20 protein-coding genes are annotated in these 24,286 nt (G+C 66.4%); 13 read left to right on the top strand and 7 right to left on the bottom strand.

Annotation, left to right across the window (positions count from 1 at the left end):
* Nucleotides 1-76: 76 nt before the first annotated feature.
* Genes KI794_RS03295 through KI794_RS03305 form a run of 3 tightly spaced genes read left to right on the top strand, consistent with a single transcriptional unit; the run spans nt 77 to nt 2,887 of the window.
* Nucleotides 77-988 (top strand): ABC transporter substrate-binding protein, encoded by a 912-nt coding sequence (locus KI794_RS03295; protein WP_119283328.1) that lies wholly within the window; start codon nt 77-79, stop codon nt 986-988.
* Nucleotides 989-996: 8 nt separating this feature from the next.
* Nucleotides 997-1,920 (top strand): acetamidase/formamidase family protein, encoded by a 924-nt coding sequence (locus tag KI794_RS03300; protein WP_119283327.1) that lies wholly within the window; start codon nt 997-999, stop codon nt 1,918-1,920.
* 13 nt (nt 1,921-1,933) lie between these two features.
* On the top strand, nt 1,934-2,887 hold the full coding sequence (locus tag KI794_RS03305) for a phosphotriesterase family protein (protein WP_255809133.1): 954 nt from the start codon (nt 1,934-1,936) through the stop codon (nt 2,885-2,887).
* Between the two features lie 33 nt (nt 2,888-2,920).
* Here KI794_RS03305 and KI794_RS03310 read toward each other — a convergent pair whose 3' ends face one another.
* From KI794_RS03310 to KI794_RS03325, 4 genes are all read right to left on the bottom strand, one after another.
* A complete protein-coding gene (locus KI794_RS03310) occupies nt 2,921-5,131 on the bottom strand; it encodes an ABC transporter permease (protein ID WP_255809134.1) in 2,211 nt (736 codons plus the stop codon).
* A 68-nt stretch (nt 5,132-5,199) separates the two neighbouring features.
* Nucleotides 5,200-5,934, bottom strand: a complete 735-nt coding sequence (locus KI794_RS03315; RefSeq protein ID WP_255809135.1) for an ABC transporter ATP-binding protein — start codon at nt 5,932-5,934, stop codon at nt 5,200-5,202.
* A complete protein-coding gene (locus KI794_RS03320) occupies nt 5,928-6,710 on the bottom strand; it encodes a 3-oxoacyl-ACP synthase III family protein (protein WP_255809136.1) in 783 nt (260 codons plus the stop codon). The genes KI794_RS03315 and KI794_RS03320 overlap by 7 nt, the downstream gene beginning before the upstream one ends.
* A gap of 381 nt (nt 6,711-7,091) precedes the next feature.
* Complete coding sequence (locus tag KI794_RS03325) at nt 7,092-7,835, bottom strand: GntR family transcriptional regulator (protein WP_255809137.1); 744 nt, start codon at nt 7,833-7,835, stop codon at nt 7,092-7,094.
* Nucleotides 7,836-8,112: 277 nt separating this feature from the next.
* On the opposite strand from KI794_RS03325, the gene KI794_RS03330 reads away from it, so the two are divergent.
* Complete coding sequence (locus tag KI794_RS03330; protein WP_255809138.1) at nt 8,113-9,093, top strand: fumarylacetoacetate hydrolase family protein; 981 nt, start codon at nt 8,113-8,115, stop codon at nt 9,091-9,093.
* Between the two features lie 42 nt (nt 9,094-9,135).
* On the top strand, nt 9,136-10,071 hold the full coding sequence (locus KI794_RS03335) for a hypothetical protein (RefSeq protein ID WP_255809139.1): 936 nt from the start codon (nt 9,136-9,138) through the stop codon (nt 10,069-10,071).
* A 115-nt stretch (nt 10,072-10,186) separates the two neighbouring features.
* On the opposite strand, the gene KI794_RS03340 is transcribed toward KI794_RS03335, so the two are convergent.
* From KI794_RS03340 to KI794_RS03350, 3 genes are all read right to left on the bottom strand, one after another.
* Nucleotides 10,187-11,470 (bottom strand): ArgE/DapE family deacylase, encoded by a 1,284-nt coding sequence (locus tag KI794_RS03340; RefSeq protein ID WP_255809140.1) that lies wholly within the window; start codon nt 11,468-11,470, stop codon nt 10,187-10,189.
* 27 nt (nt 11,471-11,497) lie between these two features.
* A complete protein-coding gene (locus tag KI794_RS03345; RefSeq protein WP_119283322.1) occupies nt 11,498-12,829 on the bottom strand; it encodes an MFS transporter in 1,332 nt (443 codons plus the stop codon).
* Between the two features lie 158 nt (nt 12,830-12,987).
* The gene (locus tag KI794_RS03350) at nt 12,988-14,127 is read right to left on the bottom strand and encodes a helix-turn-helix domain-containing protein (protein ID WP_255809141.1); all 1,140 of its coding nucleotides are present in this window, start codon (nt 14,125-14,127) and stop codon (nt 12,988-12,990) included.
* Between the two features lie 138 nt (nt 14,128-14,265).
* On the opposite strand from KI794_RS03350, the gene KI794_RS03355 reads away from it, so the two are divergent.
* The 8 genes from KI794_RS03355 (at nt 14,266) to KI794_RS03390 (ending at nt 24,274) form a co-directional block, all read left to right on the top strand.
* Nucleotides 14,266-14,874: a dihydrofolate reductase family protein gene (locus KI794_RS03355; protein ID WP_255809142.1), complete on the top strand. Its 609-nt coding sequence runs from the start codon at nt 14,266-14,268 to the stop codon at nt 14,872-14,874.
* Nucleotides 14,875-15,348: 474 nt separating this feature from the next.
* Entirely contained in the window at nt 15,349-16,326 is a 978-nt protein-coding gene (locus KI794_RS03360; protein WP_255809143.1) for an aldo/keto reductase, read from the top strand.
* Nucleotides 16,323-17,714, top strand: a complete 1,392-nt coding sequence (locus tag KI794_RS03365) for an amidohydrolase (RefSeq protein WP_255809144.1) — start codon at nt 16,323-16,325, stop codon at nt 17,712-17,714. The genes KI794_RS03360 and KI794_RS03365 overlap by 4 nt, the downstream gene beginning before the upstream one ends.
* On the top strand, nt 17,711-18,724 hold the full coding sequence (locus KI794_RS03370) for an ABC transporter permease (protein WP_255809145.1): 1,014 nt from the start codon (nt 17,711-17,713) through the stop codon (nt 18,722-18,724). Before KI794_RS03365 ends, KI794_RS03370 begins: the two co-directional genes overlap by 4 nt.
* Complete coding sequence (locus tag KI794_RS03375) at nt 18,724-19,650, top strand: ABC transporter permease (protein WP_255809146.1); 927 nt, start codon at nt 18,724-18,726, stop codon at nt 19,648-19,650. The genes KI794_RS03370 and KI794_RS03375 overlap by 1 nt, the downstream gene beginning before the upstream one ends.
* Nucleotides 19,647-21,455 carry a dipeptide ABC transporter ATP-binding protein gene (locus KI794_RS03380; protein WP_255809147.1) on the top strand — a complete coding sequence of 603 codons (1,809 nt, stop codon included), beginning with the start codon at nt 19,647-19,649 and terminating at the stop codon, nt 21,453-21,455. Before KI794_RS03375 ends, KI794_RS03380 begins: the two co-directional genes overlap by 4 nt.
* Nucleotides 21,452-23,113 (top strand): ABC transporter substrate-binding protein, encoded by a 1,662-nt coding sequence (locus KI794_RS03385; RefSeq protein WP_255809148.1) that lies wholly within the window; start codon nt 21,452-21,454, stop codon nt 23,111-23,113. Before KI794_RS03380 ends, KI794_RS03385 begins: the two co-directional genes overlap by 4 nt.
* Nucleotides 23,114-23,152: 39 nt before the next feature.
* Nucleotides 23,153-24,274: an LLM class flavin-dependent oxidoreductase gene (locus KI794_RS03390; RefSeq protein WP_255809149.1), complete on the top strand. Its 1,122-nt coding sequence runs from the start codon at nt 23,153-23,155 to the stop codon at nt 24,272-24,274.
* Nucleotides 24,275-24,286 lie beyond the last annotated feature (12 nt).

Here is a 24,286-nt window from a genome sequence, read left to right on the forward strand (position 1 = left end):
CGCGGCAGCAGAACACTTCACACTCGATCCGCCCAACGACGGGCCGGATCTCGAATCCCACGAGAAAGAACACGCCATGAAACGACGTACCCCCTCCCTGAAAGTCGCCATCCCGGCGCTGATTGTCGCGAGCTTCGCGCTCTCGGCGTGTGCGCCAGCCGGCGCATCCGCAGACAAAGAAGCCGCGCCAGTCGACTCCGCAGCCGTCGTCGACGAGATTCGGCAGCTGCTGCCCGAGAAGATTCTGAGCGCAAACACGATTAAGGTCGTCACCGACCCATCGCAGGCGCCCTACGAGTTCACCGACGATGACGACAACATCGTCGGCATCAACCCAGACCTCGCCGCCGAGGTTGCCGCAGTGCTCGGCGTCGAGCTCGAGTGGTCGCGAGCAGACTTCGGTGGCCTCATCACCGGCGTCGCGACGAAGCGCTACGACATGATGAGCGAAGCGATGTGGGACACGGAGCAGCGTCGCGAACAGATTGACTTCGTCGACAACCTGATCTCTGCGAACAACATCGTTGTCGCCAAGGGAAACCCGCTCGGCATCAAGGACCTGCCCGATCTCTGCGGCAAGAACGTCTCAACGCTCGAGGGAAGCATGATGGTGGAGCTCTTTGAAGAGTTTCAACCCGAGTGCGGCGACAACCCCATCAACGTGCTGATCGCGCCGACCACTGCCGACCAGCTGCTCTGGCTGTCGACAGGCAGAGCGGTCGCGACGATCGCGAACCCGATCGTCACCGAGTTTGGCATCGAGCAGGGTACCGCTCGCGACATCGAGGTCGTTCCGGGCGAGGGCTACCTGAGCAACAACTACGGCTGGGCCTTCCACAAAGACAACGTCGAGCTCCGCGACGCCGTGGCTGCCGCCATTCAGCACCTGATCGATACCGGCGTCTACGACGAAGTGATGGACAAGTGGAACGTTTCTGACAACAGCAGGCTCGCGCAGGTCGAGATCAACAGCGAGATCGTGAAGTGACCCGAGATATGCAAGAACTCGATTCCTACGGCCGAATGTACGAGCTCGCACCTGACGCTCCGATGGCCGGGTCGGTTGTTCCCGGGAGGGAGTTCACGGTGCACACGCTCGACTCCTCTGGTGGGCAGATCCGCACCGACGTCGACTACGGCGAGCTCGACGCGAGCCAGTTCTTCCCTGTCGTCGGCCCCGTCGAGATCGTCGGAGTTGAGCGCGGCGACGTCGTTGAGATCGAGATTCTCGACATGCGCCTCGACCCGCTCGCCCACACGTGGACCCGCCCGGGCCTCGGGCTCCTCGGGCAAGACAGGTTCGCGGTGATGGCAGTCGACACCGAGACGCTTGAGCTCAGGCCGGGCGGGCCTGGAACTCCGGTGCTCGCCGCCGCGCAGCCGAAGGCGCACGTCGGTGCGCTCGGCCTGCTCACCGACACGGTCGAGCCAGCGCGAACGCTCGGGCACTACGGCGGAAACATCGACTTCAGTGCCGTAGGCGTCGGGGCAAAGCTGTGGATCACGGCGTCCGTTGCCGGCGGTGGCTTCTTCATCGGCGATGTGCACGCGACCATCGGCGACGGCGAGGTCTGCGGCACTGGCGCGGAAACTGGCGCGTCTGTCTCGCTCAGACTCAACCGGCTCGCGGGCGTCGGCTCGATCCTCCCGACGGTGGAGGACATCGAGGGGCGGCTGTGGGTCATCGGTGTCGGCGCCTCAGTGGAGGAGGCGCTCAAGGAGGCAACTGCGTACTGCGTCACGCGAGTCGCCGAACACGCAGGAATCAGCAAGGATGAAGCGTACCTCTCGGTCGGGCTGCTCTTGAACGTCAAGGTCTGCCAGGTCGTGAACCCGCGCACGAGCGTCGCGGTGTCGCTCGACGGCGGGCTTGACAGGGTGCTGCGAGTCGCAGCCGCCGCGACGGCGCTCGCGGAGTAAGAAAGGACGAGAAGTGAACCTCAGAACAGTGCTCGGCGACGTGAGCGTCGAACAGATCGACCGCGTGCTGCCGCACGAGCACCTGCTCTGTGACTTCAGCCCGGTGACGGGGGATCGCAACCACATCTTCAACAACCCAGAGTTGGCGGTGCGCGAGCTCGGCTACATGAACGCCGACGTGCCGCCAGCTCAGGGGATGCAGCACGCGATTGTTGAGGTCACGCTTCGCGATCTCGGGCGTGACCCCGAGGGGATGCGACGGATCTCGCGGGAATCGGGCCTGCACGTGGTGATGGGCACGGGCTGGTATCTCGAGCCCTACTACCCGAAGGAAGTGTACGAGGTATCCGCCGAGAGGCACGCGGCTCAGATGATCCAAGAGATCGAGGAGGGCGTGCTCGCCGCAGACGGGACCCGCATTCGGGCAGGCGTCATCGGTGAGATCGGCACACACGGTGGCACGCTCTCGCCGGCTGAGGAACGGGTGCTGCGTGCAGCAGGACGAGCCTCCAACGCGACGGGTGCCGCCGTGACGACGCACGCTTTTATGTACCCGACTGGCGTCGACCAGCTGAGCATCCTCGAGGAGGAAGGCGTCGACCCTCGCCGTACTGCGATCGGCCACGTCGACACCTTCCTTGACCACACCTACCTCACCGGGCTGCTCAAGCGGGGCGTGTACCTGCAGTTTGACACCTGTGGCCGCGAGCACCTCATGCCAGACAGTCTGCGAGTTGAAATGCTCGTGCGGCTCATCGACGAGGGGTGGAGCGACTCCCTGCTCATCTCGAGCGACCGCTGTCACATGACCGACCTCAAGATTCGTGGCGGGCTTGGCTACTCGTGGGCGGTCGGCGGCTTCTGCGACCTGCTTCGGGCTGCGGGCGTTGCTGAGTCCGTCGTTGACAAGCTCACGAGGGAGAACCCGCTGCGTCTGCTGACGGGCATCGATTCTGCGCGCGGGTGATCGGGCGCTTGACGCCCTCGCCAATTTTGACTGTCACTCCACCCCCTTCAGCGCCTCGGTCATGTCTATGCGTTTGACCCGTCTCGTGAGTAGCAGCGTGGCGGTCAACGCAGACAGGATCGTGATGGCAGACGCAATGACCAAGCTCGTTACTGAGATATACGGAAAGTATGTGGCGCGGTCAGTGCTGAATAGCTCCACGTACGTGCTGAGAAACCACCAGCCGGCGGGGACGCCAATGAGCCAGCCGGCGAGCGTCACAAGTACGTTCTCGCGACTGGCCAACGCGCGGATCTCGCGGAGAGTGAAACCGAGCACGCGAAGCGTCGCGTAATCGCGAACCCGCTCGGTGAAGCTCAGCGTGCCGAGGTTGTAGAGCACGATCACCGTGAGGAGGATCGCGAAGACTTTGATCAATGTGAAGACGCTCGAAAGTGAATCAACAAGTGACTGTGCGTTGCTGCGTTGCTCCGAGAAGTTCAGCATGGCGGTCACGCCATCGGTAACTGCGATGGCGTCGGGTGGTGGGTTGCGCGTCAGGTAGGCGGTGGGGGTGAACGTTCCGCCGCTCGACACCCAGAATTCTTCGGTGATGAGGATGCCAAGTGGCTCCGAGACCGCCGCCACGCCATCGAGATGCACGTTGGTGGTGCTGCCGTCTGGCAAGGCGATTTCCACGTCAGACCCGGCTTTGGCATTGAGATGCTCGTTCAACGGCTGTGTGACGAGGCTCCGTACCCCGGAAGCCGAGAGCGGAGTGCCTGCGGTGTCGCTGACTTGCACGAGGTTGCCCTTGCCCAACACCGTTAGTACGCCCTCCGCGCGTTCACCCCGCGGGAACTGGATAGGAACTTGTTGTATCCATTGACCTGGCCCTGCTGTGGCCGCGATCTCCGCGCGCACCTCAGGTGGGGCGAGCGGCGATACTGCGAGCCGTGTGCTGTAGCGGTACTGCTCCGAGAACGACTCTTGGACTTGATTATTCAGTGTGTCGGGCATGCCGAATCCAGCGATGAGGAGCATCATGCCTCCTGCCGTTGCGACGACACCCATCCCGAGCCGGACTGGGTTTTCCGCGGCGTCTCGGAGTGCCCAACGGCTGCCGAAGGACAGCGTTCTCCAACGTGCGTTCGAAGTTTTGGTCGCCTTCTCGTTCGTGCGGATCGGGCCTGGGCGCATCCCCGTGGCAGGGCTTGAACGTCTCACCGGGCGTGTGGCTGTCCAGGAGCCCAGGGCGCACACTGCGATCAGTAGAAATGGCAGCAGGCCGCTCGCGAAGGTGTAAGAGGGCGTCCAACTGGGAAGTGCGAAGCTCGATTGTTGCGTACCGAGTACGTACGTTGACAGGAACGGGGCAAACGATAGCCCGACGACAATTCCCACCGAAACAGCGACCATGCCAACGGCAGTGAAGTATGCGCCTACAGCCGAGTTTGTGAAACCGAGCGCTTTGAGAACTGCAACTTCGCTCTGTTGCGTGTCAGTGAGCCGGCGGATTGAAGTGAAGATCGAGAGGAGCGAGACAGCCACAAACAACGAGGAGAATAGATACGAGAGGCTTCGTATCTGGTCGACGCGCTCATATGCCGTCGATACGGTGGGGTTGGAGCTGCGGTCTAATATGGTGGCATGTTTGCTCCCTAGTGTTTCTGCGGCTTCGGTCCGCACAACCGATGCGTCGCCTCGCACGAGAATCGACGAGGTCGAGGGCCCGCTCGACTTGAGCTTGTTCAACACAGATGCAGTCACAAGCCCATAGCCGTGTTTTTCGGGGTCAGGTGCGACCAGACCAGCGCCGGTGTAGGCGATCTTGTCAGGCTGGAGTATGAGCCCGGCCACCCTCAGCGTGAAAGCACCGGAACCGTGCATCAGCGTGACCTTGTCACCGACCTGTATACGGTTCGCTTCGGCATACGCCGTATCCAGGGCAAGCTCGTCGGCTTTGAGGTCAACGGTGCCGGCTAGCACGTAGGGTGCATTTAAGGTGTCGTGGTCTGAGGTGCTCAAGGCGAGGATGTCGGTATGCCCATCGTCCTCGCGTTCGACGGTCACTTCAGAGACAAGCGTGGCACGCTCTATTCCAGACAACGCTTCGACCTGTGCGGCATCTCGTGGTGTCAGCTGGAGACCTGTAATCCATGCGTTGGGCATGCGCGCGCTGTCGGACATTGCGTCGAGCTGAGTTTGAATGCCACGCCAGCCTCCTTCAAGCCCTGAAAAGACAAGGACGCTCAGGGCTGCCATGAGCGTTACCGCCAGAAACTGCGGCCACACCTGAGCTAAGTCCCGCCAGAGTTTACGGGCGAGGATCCTCACGCGCGTGATTCCGGGTCGGATAGTGTCTGAGGGGTTCGCACGACACGCTGTTCAATGACTCTTCCATCACGCAGGTGAATGACGCGGTCGGCAGCGTCAGCGAGTGATTGTTCGTGGGTGACGACAACGACAGCAGTGTCTGTGTTGCGTGCCGTCCGCTGGAGGTGCGCGAGCACGTGGCGTCCTGTCGCAGAATCGAGTGCCCCGCTCGGCTCGTCGCAGAGCAGGAGCCGTGGGCCTTTGGCGAGGGCGCGCGCGATGGCAACTCGCTGCATCTCGCCGCCCGAGAGGTGGCGCGGAAAATGATTGAGGCGGTGCTCTAGTCCCACCTCGGCCAAAGCAGCTGAGGCGCGGGTGTCTGCCTCAGCCCGAGACATGACCAGCTCGGCGGCGAGTGCAACGTTCTCGCGCGCGGTCAGCGTTGGAATGAGGTTGTAAAACTGGAAAACGAAGCCCACTTGCTCTCGCCGATACCTTGTCAGGTCCCGTTCCGATAGGGATTCGATAGAGAGCCCTCCGACCTGCAGCGTTCCAGCCGTCGCGGCGTCCATCCCACCAAGCAGATTCAGTAGCGTGCTTTTGCCTGAGCCCGAAGGCCCAAGCACCACCGTGAACTCGCGCGAGTGAACCTCTATGTTCGCGTCGTCGAGAGCGGTGACTCGAGTATCGCCGGTTCCAAACGTTCGACATAGACCCGAAGTGGTGATGAGCGGGGCGGCGGCATTCACCACCGCACTACCAGCCCTCCGTAATGTGTGCCTGACCCGGTTCCGATCAGGAGCGCTGTTTCTCCGGGCAGGATACTTGAGCGATGAAGTGCTAAGGGGATGCTGGCCGCAATGGTATTGCCCACGGTCGGAAGCGTCACCATCATCTTGTCCCATCCCCAAAACCGCGACATGAGTTCCATTCCTGCCTGACTAGTTTGGTGGGGAATGACATGCTCGATTCCGCTGGGGTTTTCGCTGAGGCCTTCTCGAAGGGACTCTAGAAAGGCGGGGAACCATCGAAGGGCCCCGCGAAGTAGTTTGAGTCCCTGCATATCGAACTTGAAGTCTTCGATGTGTTCGGCTGCGTCGGCTACCGGCACCCTGCTTCCGAACCCACGGATCTCTGCGTCATGCACCCCGTCAGTGTCAGTGGAGAAGTGCGCCTCCGTGATTCCCTGCCTCGGAGTGTCAGGCGGCCCGACGACGACCGCTACCGCCGCATCGCCTATGAGGAGCGCGCTTTCTGGCTGGTTGAAGTTGAGGCCCCGGCTGCCAGCTTCAGTAGAAACAATGAGCACGTGCTTGGCGCTGCCCATGCTGATGTGGAACGCCGCCTGCTGAAAAGCGACCAGAAACGAAATGCAAGTTGCATGAACTGAATAGCCAAAGCTGCCGCTCATGCCGAGCTCTGCCGCGATGAGTGCGCCGCCGTCAGGAATTGCCTGCATAGGAGTGCCTGAGGCGTTTAGAACTAGGTCGATATCTGGCGCGGAGAGGTGGGCATCATCGATTGCCATTTCAGCCGCGGCGACGCCTTGCAGTAAAGGATCTTCGTCATCACTGAGCCAATGTCGTGTTCTCACACCAGTGCGGCTTATCGCCTCATCAGTCGGAATTCCGCAGAGCTCAGCCACTTCGGCGGTCTCCACTACCCGTCGCGGCATGCACTCTGCTGACCCCAGTACCCGAATCCCCACTACATTCACCGCAACCACCTCGTTCGCTCGTGATGAGTATTGTGCTGAGGCTAGCCGTGTCACTACGCCCGCGCAGTAGCCGAGATTTTCACGTGGCAGTGTGGCTCAACATGAGGACACATTGCTACCGTCACCGCCCCGAAGCTCTCGCGGCTTAGGTCGTGTCGCAGGCTTGGCTGGACCGTCTACGGGCGGTCACACTCACACGCGAATCTCCGTCATGCTCACGGATGGCCAGCGTGCGAGCGCGTCGAGCACGCGACGGCGAGACGCCTCGATGTGGGGGCCCAGGAAGTCGACTGCGCTGTCGGCGTCGCGCTCAACGACGAAGCGCACCACATCGGCGAGGGCGCTGACGCGGCCGCCGAGCTCCGCGAACTCCGACTCGATGACGAGTCGCCAGACGCGACTGAGCTCGCCATTGATGCGGTGGTGCGCGGCAAGCAAGTAGGGGTTGTCGCTCGACTCGGCGATGAGCGTGAAGATCTGAAGCGCGGCGTCGATCGCCGAGAGCAGGTTCGCGCGCGTGGCGTCGTCGTCGCCGGGAACGACCTGCGCGTCGAGGCGGGTGCCTGTCTCGGTGATCTCGGCAAGCTGGGCATCGCTCAGCGCCGGGATGCCGGTGCGCGCGATCTCTGGTGCAAGGAGTGCCCAAAAGTCGAAGAGTTTTCCCACAGAGTGCAGCGTGAGCGGAGCGACGACTGACCCCTTGCGCGGCTGGGTGACGAGCAGCCCTTCTTGGTCGAGTCTCGTCATCGCGTTGCGCACTGACGCCATACTCATGCCAAGGCTCGTGACCAGTCCACGCTCGGTCACTTTCTGCCCTGGTGCAAGACGGCAGGAGATGATGTCGCCCCTGATCTGGTTGTAGGCGATCTCAGCGAGCGGCAGGTCTGCGGTGGCCTCCGGCACGGCGCATGGCGCAGTCGGCGTTGGCTGTGGCATCTCTCCGCCTCTCGGTAAACGTCCGGTTCAGGTGTGCGATTTGGCGTCGTCAGTTGCAGGAATCGCTGGGCTCGCGGCTGCTGCCGTAGGTGCCTGCCGGTGTGGAACGATCTCAGACTACAACCTCTTGCACTCTCAGGCACTCAGGCTTAACATTTGAAAAGTGGCTCTGTGACATGTCAGATGCGCGGGGTTGAGAGTTCGCGAGGTCGCGCCCTGCTGGAAGCGCGCCCACACGTCTCGAACAATGTGTCGCAGAACGAAGTTGGAGCATGCCATGAGATTTGTCACCTTCCAGAGACCAGGGGATCCGACACCGCGCCTCGGCGTCGATAACACCGACGGTGAGACCTACACAGACCTCGGCGCCCGCTACCCAGGCGACCCGGCCTTCACGTCGATGCTCGCGCTGATCGATGCGGGCGACCGCGGGCTCGAAGCCGCCTGGGAGGCCTACCAGAAGCTCGATGAGGCGGCGCTCGTTGAACAGGACGCGGTGACGTTGCTTGCGCCTTTCGCCCCGCGACGCATGCGCGACTGTGGCCTCATCGTGAGCCACCTGCGCCAGAGCATTTCGCGCACTGCGCGCTGGATCACCGAGCACATCGACGACGCGCCCTCGTACGCGACGCTCTACAGGCAGCTGGATGGCGCCTTCAGCCCGCTGTACGATCCGCGGACCCCGGTGCAGTACGCAGAACGCAGCCCAGAGACGGTTTCCGCCCCGAACGCCGTGCTCGAATGGCCGGCCGGCAGTGACTACCTCGACTACGAACTCGAGCTCGCCGCAGTCATCGGTAGGGGTGGCACGAACATCGCGCCGGAAGAGGCCGAACAGCACATCTTCGGGTACACCGTCTACAACGACTGGTCGCTGCGCGATGTGCAGGCCCGCAACGCGCTCGCGGGCGCCGGCGCGCATGGAAACGCAAAGGACTTCCCAGAGTCGAACCCGTTCGGTCCGTGCGTGGTCACCCGTGACGAGATCACCGACCCGCAGAACCTCCGCATGTCGGTGCGGGTGAACGGCGAGACCTGGGGCGAGGGATCATCGGCCCAGATGATCCACTCGTTCCCCGAAGCCGTCGCAGACATCAGCGCCCGCGAGCCGATCGTCGCGGGGGAGGTCTGGGGCACCGGAACAGTGCGCAATGGCTCATCGTTCGAGATCGGCCGACGTCTTCCACGTCCAGCGTTCGTTGAGCTCGAGATCGAGCGCATCGGAGTGCTCGCCCAGTACGTCGTCCCGAAGCCATAGCGGCAACATCCCACCCAGAGAGATCTCGAAAGGAAACCACTCATGAACGCACAAGTTCCCGCCCTCGAAGGTGACCCCCGCCTGATCCGACTGAGCGACGACGTGTACGTGTTCGGTACATACCCCTACTCCGGCCTCGTTGTGACCGACGAAGGCTGCGTTGCGATTGACGGGCCAATGTCGCCGCGCAACTCGGCGCTCTGGAAAGAGTTCATCGACAGCAAGGGCCCCCTCAAATACCAGGTGTACTGCGAGCACCACTCCGACCACGCGGTTTCCGCGCCGCTGCTGGAGCCCGAGGTGCTCATTACCTCGGAGACGACGGCCCTTGGCCTCGACTCCGATGAGGCGGCGCGCGAGGCGATGCGCACCTGGGGCGCCTACCCAGACACTGCTCCCGAGTTCATCGACGCGTTCGAGATGCGCCGCCCGAACCTCACGTACCGTGGTCGCATGAACTTCGAGCTCGGCGGCAAGCGGTTCACCCTGTTCGAGGCGCCGGGGCACACCATGGGCTCCACGGTCGTGCACGCCATCGACGACCGCGTGGCGTTCATCGCCGACACGGGAACCACGCCCGCGATCCAGTCAGGTAACCCGGTCTCCTGGCTCACGACGATCGCCCTGCTCGAGACGCTCGACGTCGACTGGTACGTGCAGGGCCACTCCGACCCATTGAAGCGCGAGGATCTCCACTACTGGCGCACGAAGCTTCTCGCCGCCCTCGACCAGGCGCGCGCAGACCTCGCGAACGGGGTGACCCCGCAGGAGGTGGCAGAGCGTGGCGGTGTGCTCTCAGTCGTCGAGCTCATGCAGAAGCCATTTGTTGGCCGGGGCGACATGCCCCCTGGTCTGCGGCAGGCGGCGGGAACGACGCTGCAGGAGTGGGGTGTCGACCGCATGTACGAGGCGCTCGCTGCGCACCCGACCGATGCGCCCGGCGCTTCGCTCGGCCCAGGCCTCCGAGAGATCGTCTAACGTGCGTGGTCGGCGAGCGTGCCCGCTCGCCGACCACGGGTCGGGCCTCACACGGCTCACAAACGCAACAGGCGGGGCGCCGAACCGAAGTGTCGGTGCCCCGCCTCACTCGCGATTACTCAGCCTCGATCACTCCGCACCACGAGGCGAGAAACAGCGCCATCGACTGCGTGCACTTGCGGATGGATTCGATGCTCACCCGCTCGTCGAAGCCGTGGATGTTCTCTGAGACAGGCCCGTAGACGAGCGTCGGGATGCCACCGTAGTTCACGAACACCCGCCCGTCGAGGTAGCCGGGGGTGGTGAAGCTCGTGAGCTCGCGCGAGAACGCGGCGCGGTGCGTCTCCTCGAGCAGCGCTTCGGCGTCGCTCCCGGGCTCGAGCACGTAGCCCTCGGCGTAGAAGCCGTCGCGGGTGAGCTGCACGTCGAACGCGCGCGAGCCGTCTGCCGCGAGGGTCGCGCCGTCGACGCACTCGACGATCTGACGCCAGGCGTCGTCCGCGGTGACCCCCGGATAGGTTGCGACGCGCACACGAATCTCGCACCAGGCTGGAACGCTCGACGGCCAGTCGCCGCCCTGGATTCCGCCGAAGTTGAAGTTGATGGGGTGGTCGAGGTCTTCGAAGTAGCGGTGATTGCCGCGGTCGGCGTTCCACTTCTCCTCGAGTACGCGCAGCGCCGAGATGACCCCGTAGGCAGCGTCGATCGCGTTGAAGCCGTTTGCCATCTCGCGCGGGTGGGTGGGGACGCCCTCGACGCGGGCAGTGAACCAAAGCACGCCGACGTTCGCGCGCACGAGGGCGTCTTCCTCGGGCTCTGAGATGATCACTGCGTCGGCGGTGTACCCGCGCAGCAGCGCGGCGAGCGAGCCGTTGCCAGTGCACTCCTCTTCGACGACGGACTGGAGGTGCACGCGCCCGGTGAGTTCGAGGCCCGCGGCGCGGATCGCGTCGAACGCGAAGAGGTTCGCGATGAGCCCCGCCTTCATGTCGCCGGCGCCGCGGCCGTACATCCAGCCGTCGTTCACGGCGGCGTCCCAGGGCGACCGCGACCACTGCTGCTCGGGCCCCTCAGGGACGACGTCGATGTGTCCGTTGAGGATGACTGACTTGCCAGAGTCGGTGCGCGGCTCGTAGGTGCCGACGACGTTGGTCATCTGCGTGTAGTCGACCGTTGACGGGCCGTATCCGGGGTGCGCGGTGAGTTCGTCTGAAGCGATCGTCCACCTGTCGAGCTCGAGGCCGAGGGCGCGCATGCGTGCCTCCATGATGTCTTGGGCCGGCTCTTCGCCTGCGCGCAGAGACGGTGCCTCGACGAGGTTGGCTGTCGCGGCGAGCTGCGCGTCGAAGTTTGCGTCGACTGCGGCGAGGATGCGCGCGGCGAGTTCGTTCTGGATCATGTGTGTTCCTTTCGAGGGGAGGGGAGGTTAGGCGTCGACGACGATCGGCTTGTCGCGGACCCTGAGCTTCTCACCGAAGTAGCCTCCGGTGGCGGTGAGGAGCGCGATCACGACGAGGATGAGCGCGGCGCCCCACGACGCGTTGTTCGAGACGGTGAGCATCGCTGTCGCGATGAGCGGGAGGAAGCCCGAGGTCGCGCCTGCGATGTTGTACCCGAGTGCGACACCTGAGTAGCGCAGCTTCGCAGGGAAGAGCTCGGCGAGGAGCGCGCCCGAGACCGCATAGGCGATGGTGACGAGCATGATGCCGACGGTGATCGCGAGCGTGATTGCGATCGGTGACTTCGTGTCGATGAGCCAGAACAGGGGGAAGGAGGCCGCCGCGGTCAGGATCCCTCCCCAAAAGGTGACGCGGCCCGGGCCGACGCGCTCGGCGAACCTGCCGGCGATGACGGTAACGAAGATCTGCGCGACCGCCGCGATCAGGGTTGCGTTCACCATGACCTGGCGGTCGACGCCGAGCGTATTCGAGCCGTACGAGACGACGAACGTGGTGATCATGTAGAAGCCGCCGACGCCGAGTAGCGCGCTGAGCGTCGCAACGATGAGCCTGCCCCAGGCAAACCTGAAGACCTCGAACGCTGGCACCTTTGCGACCTCTTGCTCGGCGAGCAGGTCGGCGAAGATCGGCGACTCCTCAACCTTCACGCGGATGTAAAGGGCGACGAGCAGCAGCGGGAACGCGAGGAGGAACGGGATGCGCCAGCCCCACGCGTCGAACGATTCGGGCGGAAGCATCAAGACGACGGCGAATGCGCCAGACGAGAGCAGCGTGCCGACCGGCGAGCCGATCTGCACGAGCGCGGCGAACCTGCCGCGCTTCTCGGCGGGCGCGTGTTCGACTGCCATCGTCACTGCGCCGCCCCACTCGCCGCCGACGGCGAGCCCCTGCACCAGGCGCAGAATGGCGAGCATGACGGGCGCCGCGAGTCCGATCGAGCCGAAGTCTGGGAGCACGCCGATGAGCCCTGTCGCCACACCGATCATGACGATCGTGATGAGCAGCGCTGGGCGGCGGCCGACGCGGTCGCCGATGTAGCCGAAGAGGATCGCGCCGAGCGGCCGGGCCGCGAAACCGACGCCGAACGTCGCGAAGGAGGCGAGCAGGGCTGCGGTGGGGTCGAGCTCTGTGAAGAACAGCCTGTTGAAGACGAGTGCGGCGGCCGTGCCGAACAAGAAGTAGTCGTACCACTCGAGCGCGGTTCCGACGAACGCTGCGCGAGCGATCTTGCCGGCGTCTGCGCCGCTGATGGTCTGGAGGGGAGCGTGAGCCTTCGACCCCTGAACTGGTTGGGACATCTGCGTTCCAATCGTGCATCAAGACATCAAACGAGGCGTGTCTGACGCGGGCGTCAAGGCCTCGGCCGTGGCGCGAGGCGCGCCGGGCAGCATCGAGCCTAGGCAGCGAAACGCAGCGGGAGAATGTCTAGATCACCCCGAAATTGCCTCGCCGGTGTTCATTCCGACACCGCCGGGGCGGAACCGGACGGGCCGAGTGGCAGCGCGAGCATGGCGATTGCGGCGTCGCGCGGCACGGTGAGGTCGAGCCCCGTGAGTCTGGTGAACGCCCGCAGCCGCTTGAACACGGTGTTGCGATGCACGAAGAGGTCGTCGGCGGTGGCCTGGATCGATCCTGATCTCACGAACGCGCGAACTGTCTCCGTAAACCTGTCGCGCTCGTCGGCTGGCGCTGCATGCCAGTCGCCGACGACCTCGTGCTCGAAACCGGCGATGAGGGTGGCGAAATCGGGGCGCAGGAGCTGCGCGAATCCCTCCCGCAGCGACGTGGGCTCGGCGCCGCCGGTGGCGCGGGTCAGTGCGCTGGCAAGCGCAGCTGCATTGGCGAGGGAGTCGACGCCACGCACCTCGGCGATGTGCGCGCCAGGCTGCGCGAGGAAGCCGTCGGGCTCAGCCGCGCTGCGGCCCTCCCGCTCGCGAAAGAGCAACGCGACGTCGCCCTCAACGTGCAGCAGCGCCCCGCGCCAGGCCTGCGCCGTGACAATGACGCGGGGATCGTCGGCGCCAGGGAGCGCCACGAGTTCGAAGGTGGCGTCGGCGCGCAGACCGAGCAGCTCTGCGGCAGCGGCGAGCGAGGCTGAGTCGATGTCGCGCGCGAACAGTTTGGCGAGCGCGCGCTCCCTCGCAGTCCGTCGCTGCTGCGCCATGAGCTGCGACTCCTCGAGAAACGCGGCCTGCACCTCCGTCGCGTAGCGTTCGACGACGCCGAGGATTCGCTCGCCGTTCGAGACGAGCTCGTCGACGAGGTCAGGAGCCGCGGCCCGGTGCAGCGCCCGCCACAGCACCCTGAAGTTGATGCGCACTCCCTCCATGAACTGGTCGATGCGCATGCCCTGGCGTGCTCGCTTTCGCCCGAGCTCGCCGGAGAATTGTGCTGACCGCTCAGCGTCGTCAGTGTCGCCGAGCCGCGCGAGGAAGATCTCGAACGCGCCGACAGCCGTGCGCTCGATGTCATCGTGCGGAACGACGCCTGCGGCGTACCCGTCGAGTCGCGCGAGCTCCTCGAGGAAGTCGGCGAGGAGGGCGGGGATGTCGCTCCGCACACGGTCGAGCAGCTCGGGCCAGGCTGAACCAGTCATGGGTCTATTGTGGGACGTTTCTGTCGCGCTCGCGTGCACCGGGTATCGCGCAATCGGTGCTGAGCGGAGTACCCTTGCAAGTCTCGGCACCGACGTCACCGCAGACGCATCGGCCGGGCCGAGCAAACGGAGCGCACCATGAGCGACACCACGTGCCACATGTCAATATCGCTCGACGGCTACGTTGCTGGGCCCGAGCAGAGCCTCGCGAACGGGCTCGGCATCCGCGGCCAGGAGCTGCACGCCTGGCACATGGGCGACGCCCGGGCGAACAAAGCCGACTCCGTCGCGAACTCGTGGCTCATGCGGCCCCGCGGCGCATACGTGATGGGCCGCAAGATGTTTGGCCCGATCAGGGGAGAGTGGGAGCCCGACTGGCACGGGTGGTGGGGTGCCGAGCCGCCGTACCACGCGCCAGTCTTCGTGTTGACGCACTACCCTCGCGAGTCAATCGAGCTCGAAGGCGGGACGACATTTCACTTCGTGACCGAGGGCTTCGACGCCGCCTACGCGCAGGCCTTCGCCGCAGCAGAGGGTCGGGGAGTCGATGTGGCCGGCGGCGCTTCCACAGTGCGCCAGGCGCTCGCGGCCGATGTCGTGGACGAGCTTGTGCTCGATGTTGCGCCGGTGCTGCTCGGGGCGGGCGAGCGCCTGTTCGACGGGGTAACGAGCTTTCCGTTCGAGCCCGTCGAGACACTTCATTCCCCGCTCGCCACCCACATTCGCTACCGCAGGGTTGGCCGCTGAGGCGAGGCCGGTCGCAGCCGTGTGGGGCCGGAGCCCCGGTCGTTTGCGCGGATCGAGGTTCCCGACGGGTACTCCATGGAGACCTCGCCAAAGGGCGTGAAGCCCGCGTGACGGCACCGGGCGTGAAGCCCGCGCGGTGACACGGGGCGTGTGACGCATCGTGGCCAGTGCGCGGGTAGGGCGTGCGCGGCGCGACTGTCGCCCTGTCGCTGTGCTCTGCCGCTGTGCTCTGTCGCTGTGCTTTGCCGCGTGACGGGGCCTGGGCAGTGGCGCTTCCGTGCGCCACCAGCTGGCGTTGCCGCCGCCCGCGAAATTTATTCCTCTGTGACGAACCGTGTCGAAGTGTGACGGAATCCGACACAATTCGCGCCGTCACCGCGTAACAAGACTTTCACTTTAGTTATGTCTCCCATTAGATTCTGTCGATATCCGCTGGGCTGAATCACAGCCCGCGAAGCAGCGAGGGGAAGCGAAGTGGGAACACACACGGGGAGCGTTGGCACCGCACACGCAGAGACGGGGAGCCAGGCGCGCGGCGTCACGCAAGGCGAACGTGAAATCGAGCTTGCCGGGCACCGCGTCTCGCGCGTCGGGTTCGGCGCAGCACGGCTCACCGCCGGCGACGGTTGGGGCGAGCCGGCTGACCCGGCCGCGGCGAAAGACCTGCTGCTCGCGGCAGTCGAGGCCGGCTTCACCTACGTTGACACCGCAGACGCGCTCGGCCCCGGCGTGAGCGAGCGGCTCATCGGCGAGGCGCTCGGAAACCGCGACGACGTGCTCGTCGCGACGAAGGTCGGCATGCTCCGCCCCGCAGCAGACGCCTGGGGCGTGCTTGGCAGGCCCGACTACCTGCGCCAGCAGATCCACCTGAGCCTGCAGCGGCTGCGCCGCGACCGCATCGACCTGCTCTACCTCCACCGCATCGACCCTGCGGTGCCACTCGCCGACCAGCTCGGCGTGCTGCAGGAGGCGCGCGACCGCGGCGACGTCGGCGCGATCGGCGTGAGCGAACCCTCGGCCGCGCAGCTCGACGAGGTGCTCACCCTCGAGCCGTCGCTTGCGGCTGTGCAGAGCCTGCTGAGCGTCGTCGCCCGTCAGAACGGCGAGCTCGCGGCCCGGCTCGACAGGCTCGGGATCCCGTTTGTCGCGTACTGGCCGCTCGTCGGCCGCGGCCTGAAAAGCGAGCAGAAGGCGCTGCTGTTCGCCGAGCTCGGACGCATCGGCGACACTGTCGGCCTGAGCGCGCACCAGCTCAGCCTCGCCTGGATCTTCTCGGTGTACCCGCACGCCGCGGCGGTCGCGGGCTCGCGCTCGCTCATCCACCTCGTGCAGAACCAGCAGGCGGCGGGCGTACGGCTCGACTCCTGCGTCGTCTCCGAGGTCGAGGCCGCAGTCGCGGCCATCGTCGGCGACACCCCATTTGACCCACGCTTTCCGAAGGAGCACGCATGACCGCCACTACCCAGCTCACAACTCAGCCGACAACTCAGTCAGCAACTCAGGCCGCAGCCGCAGCCCAGCGCACGGGCACCGACCCGCTGCAGACCTACATCGCCTACGCCGACGCCGAGCCGCAGCAGGCCGCGCGCGAGGCCGGCGTCACGGCGGTGAGCGAGTTCTCGGGCGCCCCCGAGGCCCTGCACGGCAGGATCACCGACCGCGTCGAGGCCGCACGCGACGAGCTGCGCGCGCTCGCGGTCGAGCTGTTCGAGCACCCCGAGGTTGGGTTTCAAGAGCATCGGAGCGTCGCCCGCATCTCTGAGCTGCTCGCCGCCAAGGGCCATCAGGTCGAGGTCGGGTCGTTCGGCGTCCCGACGGCGTTTCGCGCGAGCGTCGGGGCGGGTCAGCCGCACTTCGCAATCGTCGCCGAGTACGACGCGCTGCCAGGCATCGGTCACGCCTGCGGCCACAACATCATTGCGGCGATAGCGGCGGGTGCGTTCACCGCGCTCGCGCCAGAGGTCGGAGAGCTCGGCGGCAGGCTGAGTATCATCGGCACCCCTGCGGAAGAGGGCGGCGGAGGCAAGGAGCACGTGCTGCGCGCGGGCGGCTTTGACGACGTCGACGCTGCAGGCATGGTGCACCCGTCGGTCGGCACCGAGGTGTCGCCGATCTACGGTTCTGGCACGAGCGGGGTGCGGCGCCTCCGGGTGAAGTATCACGGCCGCGCGGGCCACGCGGCGGCGAGCCCGTACCTCGGGCTCAACGCGCTCGACGCTGTCGTCACCGCCTACCAGTCGATCGCGCAGCTGCGGCAACACATCCTGCCGATCGACAGGATCCACGGGATCATCACGAACGGCGGCGCGGCAGCGAACGTCGTGCCCGAGCTCACCGAGGCCGAGTTTCTTGTGCGCTCGAGCGAGATCGACACGCTGAAGGTGCTCACCGAGCGCGTGATCGACGCGCTCGAGGCCGCAGCTCTCGCGACTGGCACGACCGCAGAGATCGACGTCGACTTCGAGCCGCCGTACCTGCCGCTGAAGCCGAACGTGTCGCTCACGAAGCACTGGGCGCGGCGGCTTGAACGCCGCGGCCGTAGGGTGCCAGTCACGCCGAGTCGCGTCCGTCTGGGCGGGCCGTCGACTGACATGGGCAACGTGAGCTGGGCGATCCCTGCGGTGCACCCGGCGCTCGGCCTCGGCGGCCCCGCAGACGTGCTCCCGCACAATGCAGCGTTTGCCGCATCGACTGTCGAACCGCCCGCGATCGACGCGCTCGTTGACGCAGCGATCGCGCTCGCCGGGCTCGCCGCCGACTACCTCGCAGACGGCGGGCTCCGGGCCGCGGTGCGGGCGGAGTTCGACGAGAACGGCGGCGTCAGGCGGTGGACGTCGTGAGTGTCGCCACGCTGACAGGCGAGCGTCGCGGTGGCGGCAGCGAACCGCTCGCTGCCGCCGCGCAGGATCGACGTAGAGCCCCGCGCTGGCTCCGCATCCTCGCGCGCAGCCTGTTCGACCTCGTGCTCGTCGTCTGGCTCGCGGCGACGGTCGCCTTTCTCGCGCTGCGGCTCATTCCGGGTGACCCGCTCGACGTGCTTCTCTCGGGCGTGCAAGACGCGACGCCCGAGATGCGCGCGGAGATCGCCGCGCACTACGGCCTCGACAGGCCAGCGATCGTGCAGTACTTCGGCTACCTCTGGGGCGTCGTGCAGGGAGATCTCGGCACGAGCTATCACCGCGGCTCGCCCGTCACAGAGGTGCTGTTCAGCGAGCTCGGTGCGACGGTCGAGCTGACAGTCGCCGCGATGCTCGTCGCCGTCGTCGCGGCTGTCGCGCTTGCGCTCGCCACGAGCGGCGAGCGGCCAGGCGTCAGGCTGATCGCGCAGGGCCTCGAGATCATCGCCGTGTCGGTGCCGTCGTTCTGGCTCGGCATCGTGCTCATGACTGTCTTCTCGTTCGGACTGCGCTGGGTACCCGCGTTTAGCGGCGATACGCCTGCGGGCTTGATCCTGCCAGTCGTCACGCTCGCCGTGCCGCTCGTCGGCGTCATGACGCAGCTCCTGCGCGAGCGGATCGAGCACCAGCTCCACGAGCCGTTCGTGACGACTGTGCGTGCGCGCGGCGTTGGCGAGGCGGCGCTCCGGTCGCGGCACCTGCTGCGGCACGCGAGCGTGCCCGTCTTGACGCTCAGCATCATCTTCTTCGGGTCGCTACTCACGGGCACCGTCGTCATCGAGACGCTGTTCGCCCGCCCGGGCATCGGCCGCGTGATCGTGCTCGCGCTGCAGGATCGCGACGTGCCAGTCGTGCTCGGCTTCGTGGTGTTCGCCGCTGTCGTCTTCATCGTCATCAACACGATCGTCGATCTGCTGCTCCCGCTCATCGACCCGCGACTGAAGGAGGCATGATGGCAAGCCGCATCGTTCGCGAGCAGCGCCCAGACGCTGGCGCCGCAGCCAGGCCAGGCGCTCAAGCCGCGGGACGCCAGACGCTGTCGCCGATCGGCAGGGCCGCCCGCCCGGGCCGCCCGCCACTCGGGGTGATCGTCGCGCTCGCCGTGTTCGCTCTCCTCGTGCTTGCGGCGCTCGCGCCGGGCCTCGTCGCCCAACACGACCCCTACGGGAGCAACCCGGCGAACTCGTTCGCGGGGCCGAGCGCCCAGAACTGGCTCGGCACCGACCAGCTCGGCCGAGACCTGTTCTCGCGTCTCGTGTACGGCGCACGGTACTCGATCCTGCTCGGTGTCGGCGCGACTGTCATCGGCCTCGCCGGCGGCATCCTGCTTGGCGTCATCGCGGGCTATGCGCGCGGCAGCTTGGATCGCGCGATCACGCGCCTGCTCGACGTGCTGCTCGCGTTCCCCGACGTGCTCGTCGCTCTCGTCACAATCACCGTGCTCGGGCCGGGCGAGTGGAGCCTCATCTGGGCGGTTGGCCTCGGCCGCATCCCTGGCTCAGCGCGCCTCGTCCGTGGCGAGGTGCTCAGGGTGCGCGAGACAGGGTTCGTGCGCTCAGGGATCGGCCTCGGCCTCACCCCGACAACGCTCGTGCTGCGGCACGTGCTGCCGAACAGTCTTGGCCCTGTGCTCGTGCACGCGGTGCTCGGGGTCGGCGTGAGCATCATCTTCGGCGCCTCACTGAGCTTCCTCGGGCTCGGGGCAGTACCGCCGACGCCCGAGTGGGGGCTCATGCTCTCTGAGGCCAGGCAGTACCTGAGCATCGCGCCGTGGGTGGCGATCTGGCCGGGCCTCGCGATCACCATCACCGTCGTCTCGATCACTGTCGTCGGCCGCTTTGCGCAGCAGCGCTTCATCACGAAACGGAGTTCACTATGACTGGCACCGCTCACGCGCCGCTCGCCGAAGTGCGCGGACTCACTGTCACGTTCGACGACTTCGTCGCGGTGCGCGACGTCTCGTTCACGCTCACTCCGGGCAAGTGCGTCGCGCTCGTGGGGGAGTCGGGGTCTGGGAAGTCTGTCACCGCTCGCAGCCTGCTCGGCCTCGTCGGCCGCGGCGGGGCAGTGACCGCGGAGCGACTGCGGCTCGCGGGCCGCGACCTCACCGAGCTCAGCGAACGCGACTGGCGCTCGGTGCGGGGCAGCGAGGTCGGCCTCGTGCTGCAAGACGCGCTCGTCTCGCTCGACCCGCTCATGCGCGTCGGCCCGCAGATCGCGGAAGCGCTCGCGCCGACGTCGGCAGCCCGCCGACAGCTCCGCGGCGGGGACAGGGCGGCGCGCGCCACCGAGCTACTCGAACGCGCCGGGGTCCCAGACGCCGCGGTGCGTGCCCGCCAATACCCGCACGAGCTCTCGGGCGGGCTGCGGCAGCGCGCACTCATCGCGAGCGCGGTCGCGGGGGCTCCCGGCGTGCTCATCGCCGACGAGCCGACAACCGCGCTCGACGTGACCGTGCAGGCGCAGATCTTGGCGCTGCTCGGCGAACTGCGCGCGGAGGGCACCGGGCTGCTGCTCGTGAGCCACGACCTCGCCGTCGTCTCGCAGCTCGCAGACGAGATCCTCGTGCTGCACCGCGGCGAGGTCGTCGAGCAGGGCCCTGCCGCCGAGGTGCTTGGCGCCCCGCGCACCGACTACACGAAGATGCTGCTCGCCGCGATTCCCGCCGAGCGAGACAGGCGGCGCCAGGCGGGTCAGACGCTTCCTGGCGATCAGGATCGCGCCGATGCGCCGGCAGACGATGCGCCGGTGCTTGGTGAGCCGGTGCCTGGCGCCCCGGTTTCCGATGCGCCGTCGCACAATGCGCCCGGGGCCGACGCGGCCCCGGCCAGCAACACGTCGACGCACCCGGTGCCAGTGCTGCAGGCGCTCAACCTGCGCAAACGCTACGCGCGGCCCGGCGGCGGGCACACGCTCGCCCTCGACGACGTCTCGTTCGCGCTGAACCGCGGCACGACGCTCGGCATCGTCGGCGAGTCAGGCTCAGGCAAGTCAACCGCCGCGAACGCTGTGCTCGGCTTCACCTCGCTCGACGCGGGCGAGGTGCTGCTCGACGGCGATGTCTGGTCAGCGGCACGCGAGCGCGGCAGGCGCTCGCGACGGCACAGGATCCAGGCGATCTCGCAGGATCCGCTCGGCTCGTTCGATCCGCGGGCCGACGTGCGCGGGATCCTGACCGAGGCGCTCCACGCGGTCGGCGTACCCCGACCGGAGCACACCGAGCGTGCAGTGCGCCTGCTCGAACAGGTGGGGCTCGGGTCCGAGCACCTCGCGCGCACCCCGCTCGAACTCTCGGGTGGGCAACGACAGCGCGTCGCCATCGCCCGCGCGCTCGCGACCGACCCCGAGGTCATCGTCTGCGACGAGGCGGTCTCGGCGCTCGACGTGTCCGTGCAGGCGCAGGTGCTCGACCTGCTCACCGAGCTGCAGTCTCGGCTCGGCGTCTCGCTGCTCTTCATCTCGCACGACCTCGGCGTGATCCGCAGCATCGCTGACGAGGTCATCGTGATGCGCGGCGGTCGCATCGTCGAAGCCGGGCGCACCGAGCAGGTCTTCACCGCACCCAAGCACTCCTATACCCGCGAGCTTCTCGCGGCGATCCCGCGCCTCAGGGTCGCCGACGAGCCCGCACCAGAACCCACCCCAATACTCACCGACACCACCGAAAGAACCCCAACATCATGAATCGAAGACTCCTCACCATCCCAGCGATCGCCGCGACCGCGCTCCTCGCGCTGTCAGGCTGCACGACAGCGGGCGCGAACGCTGGCGACGGCGCTGCAGCCTCGGCGGATCCGACCGCTGGCGGCACCCTCACCTACTTCGCGAACACCGAACCGCCGGTGTGGGACGGCCAGCGCATTCCGAGCCTCAACGCGAACTCGATCAACAGCTCCATCTTTGACACCGTGGTCGCGCAGGCAGACGACGGCACCTACAAGCCTGGGCTCGCGACGAAGTGGGAGATCAGTGACGACGGCCTCACCTACACGTTCACCCTGCGCGACGACGTCACGTTCCACGACGGCACCCCGTTCAACGCAGAGGCGCTGAAACTCAACCTCGACCGCCCGCTCGCCGAGCCCGATCTCGCGACGGTGTCGACTGGGATCGCGTCGACGAAGGTCATCGACGAGCACACGCTCGAGGTGGTGCTCGCGAGGCAGAACGCGGCGTTCATCCACGCACTGTCGACGCCGCACTGGCCCATCTACTCGGGCAAGGTGCTCAGCGAGCACACCTCGGCAGAGCTCGCGGCGTCGCCCGAACTCTCAATCGGCACCGGCGCGTTCAAAGTGAAGGAGTACTCGAAGGGGTCGCAGCTCGTGCTCGAACGCAACGACGACTACGACTGGGCGCCCGAAACGTGGGAGCACGAGGGGCCGGCGTACCTCGACGAGGTCGTCATCCAGTTCGTGCCCGAGACGCAGGCCCGCATCGGCGCGCTCACATCGGGGCAGGCCGACGCGATCGACCAGATCCCGCCGCTGAACATCCCAGAGGTTGAGAGCGCAGGGCTCACCGTGCTCGAGAAAGACAACACAGGCACCCCCTACTACGTTGCGCTGAACCCGAACCTCGCGCCGTTTGACGACAAGAACGTGCGGCTCGCGTTCAGGGAGTCTGTCGACATCGACGGCCTGCTCGAGGGCGTCTACGCCGGCGTCTACGAGAAGGCGTGGAGCACGACGCTGCCAGGCACCCCGCCCGAGGGATCGTTCGACGAGTCGCTCGTCGACAGCTGGGGCTACGACCCTGAGAACGCCGCGAAGCTGCTCGACGAAGCGGGCTACACCGAGGTCGACTCAGACGGCTACCGCGTGAAAGACGGCAAGCGGCTCACGCTGAACTGGAGCGTTGACAGCCTGTACCAGCAGACCGATCAGCGCCAGCAGCTCGGCGAGGCCATCGCGTCGTCGCTGAAAGACGCAGGCTTCGAGGTGATTCGCACCCCGTACGACACCGCCGCGTACACCGCGCAGCTCGCGAAGGGCGAGCACCACCTCGCCGACTCGTCGCGCGGCTTCGCCGACGTTGGTACCTCCGTCTACCCGTTCACCACGGGCGGCATTCCGAGCTCGAACGGCGGCTCAGGCATCAACTACGGCCTACTCAGCGACCCGGCAATCGACGACGCCTACAAGATCATCACAAGCTCGCTCGACCCTGCGGAGCGCATCGACGCGGCACACGAGGTGCAGCATCGCATTCTCGACGAGGGCTACGTTGTGCCGATCTACGTGCCGAAGAAGATCGTCGGCACGACTGACAGCGTCAGCGGCTGGAAGTTTGACGCCGTCGGTTACACCGATTCGTTCTACGACGTCTGGCTCGCACAGTAGCCCGCGGGCTGCCGCAGCCACTGAGAAAGGACCACAGCAATGCCACGGATTGACCTGTTCTACTACGGCGACACCTCGCCTGGCCAGTCACCAGCACAGCTCTACCGCGAGATCGAGGAGCAGATCGTGCTCGGCGACACGCTCGGATACCATGGCGCATGGGTGACCGAGCATCACTTCCAGGCGCGCGGTGAGGTGCCCGACCCGCTGACGCTGTTCGCGCGGCTCAGCGGCAGCACCACGCGCATCAGGCTCGGCACATCGATCGCCTGCGCCCCCTACTACCACCCGATCAGGCTCGCCGAGCAGGCCGCGCTCGTCGACGCGCTCTCTGGCGGCAGGCTCGACCTCGGCGTCGGCACTGGAATGACGACGCCCGAACTCGCGGCGGTGTGGGGGTTTCAGCCAGACGACGCGGCACGGCGGGCGAAAGAGGTCCACGAGATCCTCACCCAGGCCTTCGACGACGGCGTGGTGAACTACGCGGGGGAGTTCTACAACTTCTCTGACGTGCGCATCTCGCCGCCAGCCGGGCGGCCCGCGAAAGACATCATCTGGACTGCCGCAGGCCGAAACGCGATCCCGCTCGCGACGAAGCACGGCTTCAGGCTCATGATCCCGCGGCCGCTGCCGCTCGCGCAGCGGCTGCAGATCAACGACGAGTACCGGGAAGCGGTGCCTGGCGGCGAGGTCATCCACCTGCGCTCGGGCCTCGTCGGCCCGACGGCTGAGATCGCCCGCGAGCGCGCGGTCGAGTTTCTACGGGAGTACGCTGCCGTCTACCTCCGCACCGACTGGCGCGGCGGGCCGGACAGCCAGGCGTTCGATGACATCGCAGAGAAACTGTCGTTCGCCGTCGGCACCGCCGAGCAGGTCGCCGACAAGATCTGGGAGTGGACCGAGCAGTTCGGCGGCACCGAAGAGACAGCCATTCAGTTCCACGGCCCCCGCGTCGAGCACGCGCACGTGCTCGAATCCATCGAGCTGTTTGCCCCGCAGCTCGCCCAGCTGCAAGACGACGCCCCGCGCACGAGCGTGCAATGGGAGGACAGGGGGATCGAGGATCGCCCGGTGCCCCACGGACTCACCCCCTACAGCGACGGCGGCGTGCAAGACCCAGACGTGCGGCGCCTCGTCGGGGCGCAGCAGGCAGCACAGTGACGCCGACGCGGC

Origin of the sequence: Leucobacter aridicollis, from assembly GCF_024399335.1 — a bacterium.
In the GTDB taxonomy this organism is placed as follows: domain Bacteria; phylum Actinomycetota; class Actinomycetes; order Actinomycetales; family Microbacteriaceae; genus Leucobacter; species Leucobacter aridicollis_A.

What these genes read in the sequence shown, in the direction of transcription:
- KI794_RS03355 (WP_255809142.1), top strand. Translation starts at nt 14,266, where the DNA reads ATGAGCGACACCACGTGCCACATGTCAATATCGCTCGACGGCTACGTT.
- KI794_RS03295 (WP_119283328.1), top strand. Translation starts at nt 77, where the DNA reads ATGAAACGACGTACCCCCTCCCTGAAAGTCGCCATCCCGGCGCTGATT.
- KI794_RS03310 (WP_255809134.1), bottom strand. Translation starts at nt 5,131, where the DNA reads ATGGCAGCCCTGAGCGTCCTTGTCTTTTCAGGGCTTGAAGGAGGCTGG.
- KI794_RS03350 (WP_255809141.1), bottom strand. Translation starts at nt 14,127, where the DNA reads ATGACTGGTTCAGCCTGGCCCGAGCTGCTCGACCGTGTGCGGAGCGAC.
- KI794_RS03390 (WP_255809149.1), top strand. Translation starts at nt 23,153, where the DNA reads ATGCCACGGATTGACCTGTTCTACTACGGCGACACCTCGCCTGGCCAG.
- KI794_RS03380 (WP_255809147.1), top strand. Translation starts at nt 19,647, where the DNA reads ATGACTGGCACCGCTCACGCGCCGCTCGCCGAAGTGCGCGGACTCACT.
- KI794_RS03330 (WP_255809138.1), top strand. Translation starts at nt 8,113, where the DNA reads ATGAGATTTGTCACCTTCCAGAGACCAGGGGATCCGACACCGCGCCTC.
- KI794_RS03320 (WP_255809136.1), bottom strand. Translation starts at nt 6,710, where the DNA reads ATGGCAATCGATGATGCCCACCTCTCCGCGCCAGATATCGACCTAGTT.
- KI794_RS03340 (WP_255809140.1), bottom strand. Translation starts at nt 11,470, where the DNA reads ATGATCCAGAACGAACTCGCCGCGCGCATCCTCGCCGCAGTCGACGCA.
- KI794_RS03335 (WP_255809139.1), top strand. Translation starts at nt 9,136, where the DNA reads ATGAACGCACAAGTTCCCGCCCTCGAAGGTGACCCCCGCCTGATCCGA.
- KI794_RS03385 (WP_255809148.1), top strand. Translation starts at nt 21,452, where the DNA reads ATGAATCGAAGACTCCTCACCATCCCAGCGATCGCCGCGACCGCGCTC.
- KI794_RS03365 (WP_255809144.1), top strand. Translation starts at nt 16,323, where the DNA reads ATGACCGCCACTACCCAGCTCACAACTCAGCCGACAACTCAGTCAGCA.
- KI794_RS03345 (WP_119283322.1), bottom strand. Translation starts at nt 12,829, where the DNA reads ATGTCCCAACCAGTTCAGGGGTCGAAGGCTCACGCTCCCCTCCAGACC.
- KI794_RS03300 (WP_119283327.1), top strand. Translation starts at nt 997, where the DNA reads ATGCAAGAACTCGATTCCTACGGCCGAATGTACGAGCTCGCACCTGAC.
- KI794_RS03325 (WP_255809137.1), bottom strand. Translation starts at nt 7,835, where the DNA reads ATGCCACAGCCAACGCCGACTGCGCCATGCGCCGTGCCGGAGGCCACC.
- KI794_RS03375 (WP_255809146.1), top strand. Translation starts at nt 18,724, where the DNA reads ATGGCAAGCCGCATCGTTCGCGAGCAGCGCCCAGACGCTGGCGCCGCA.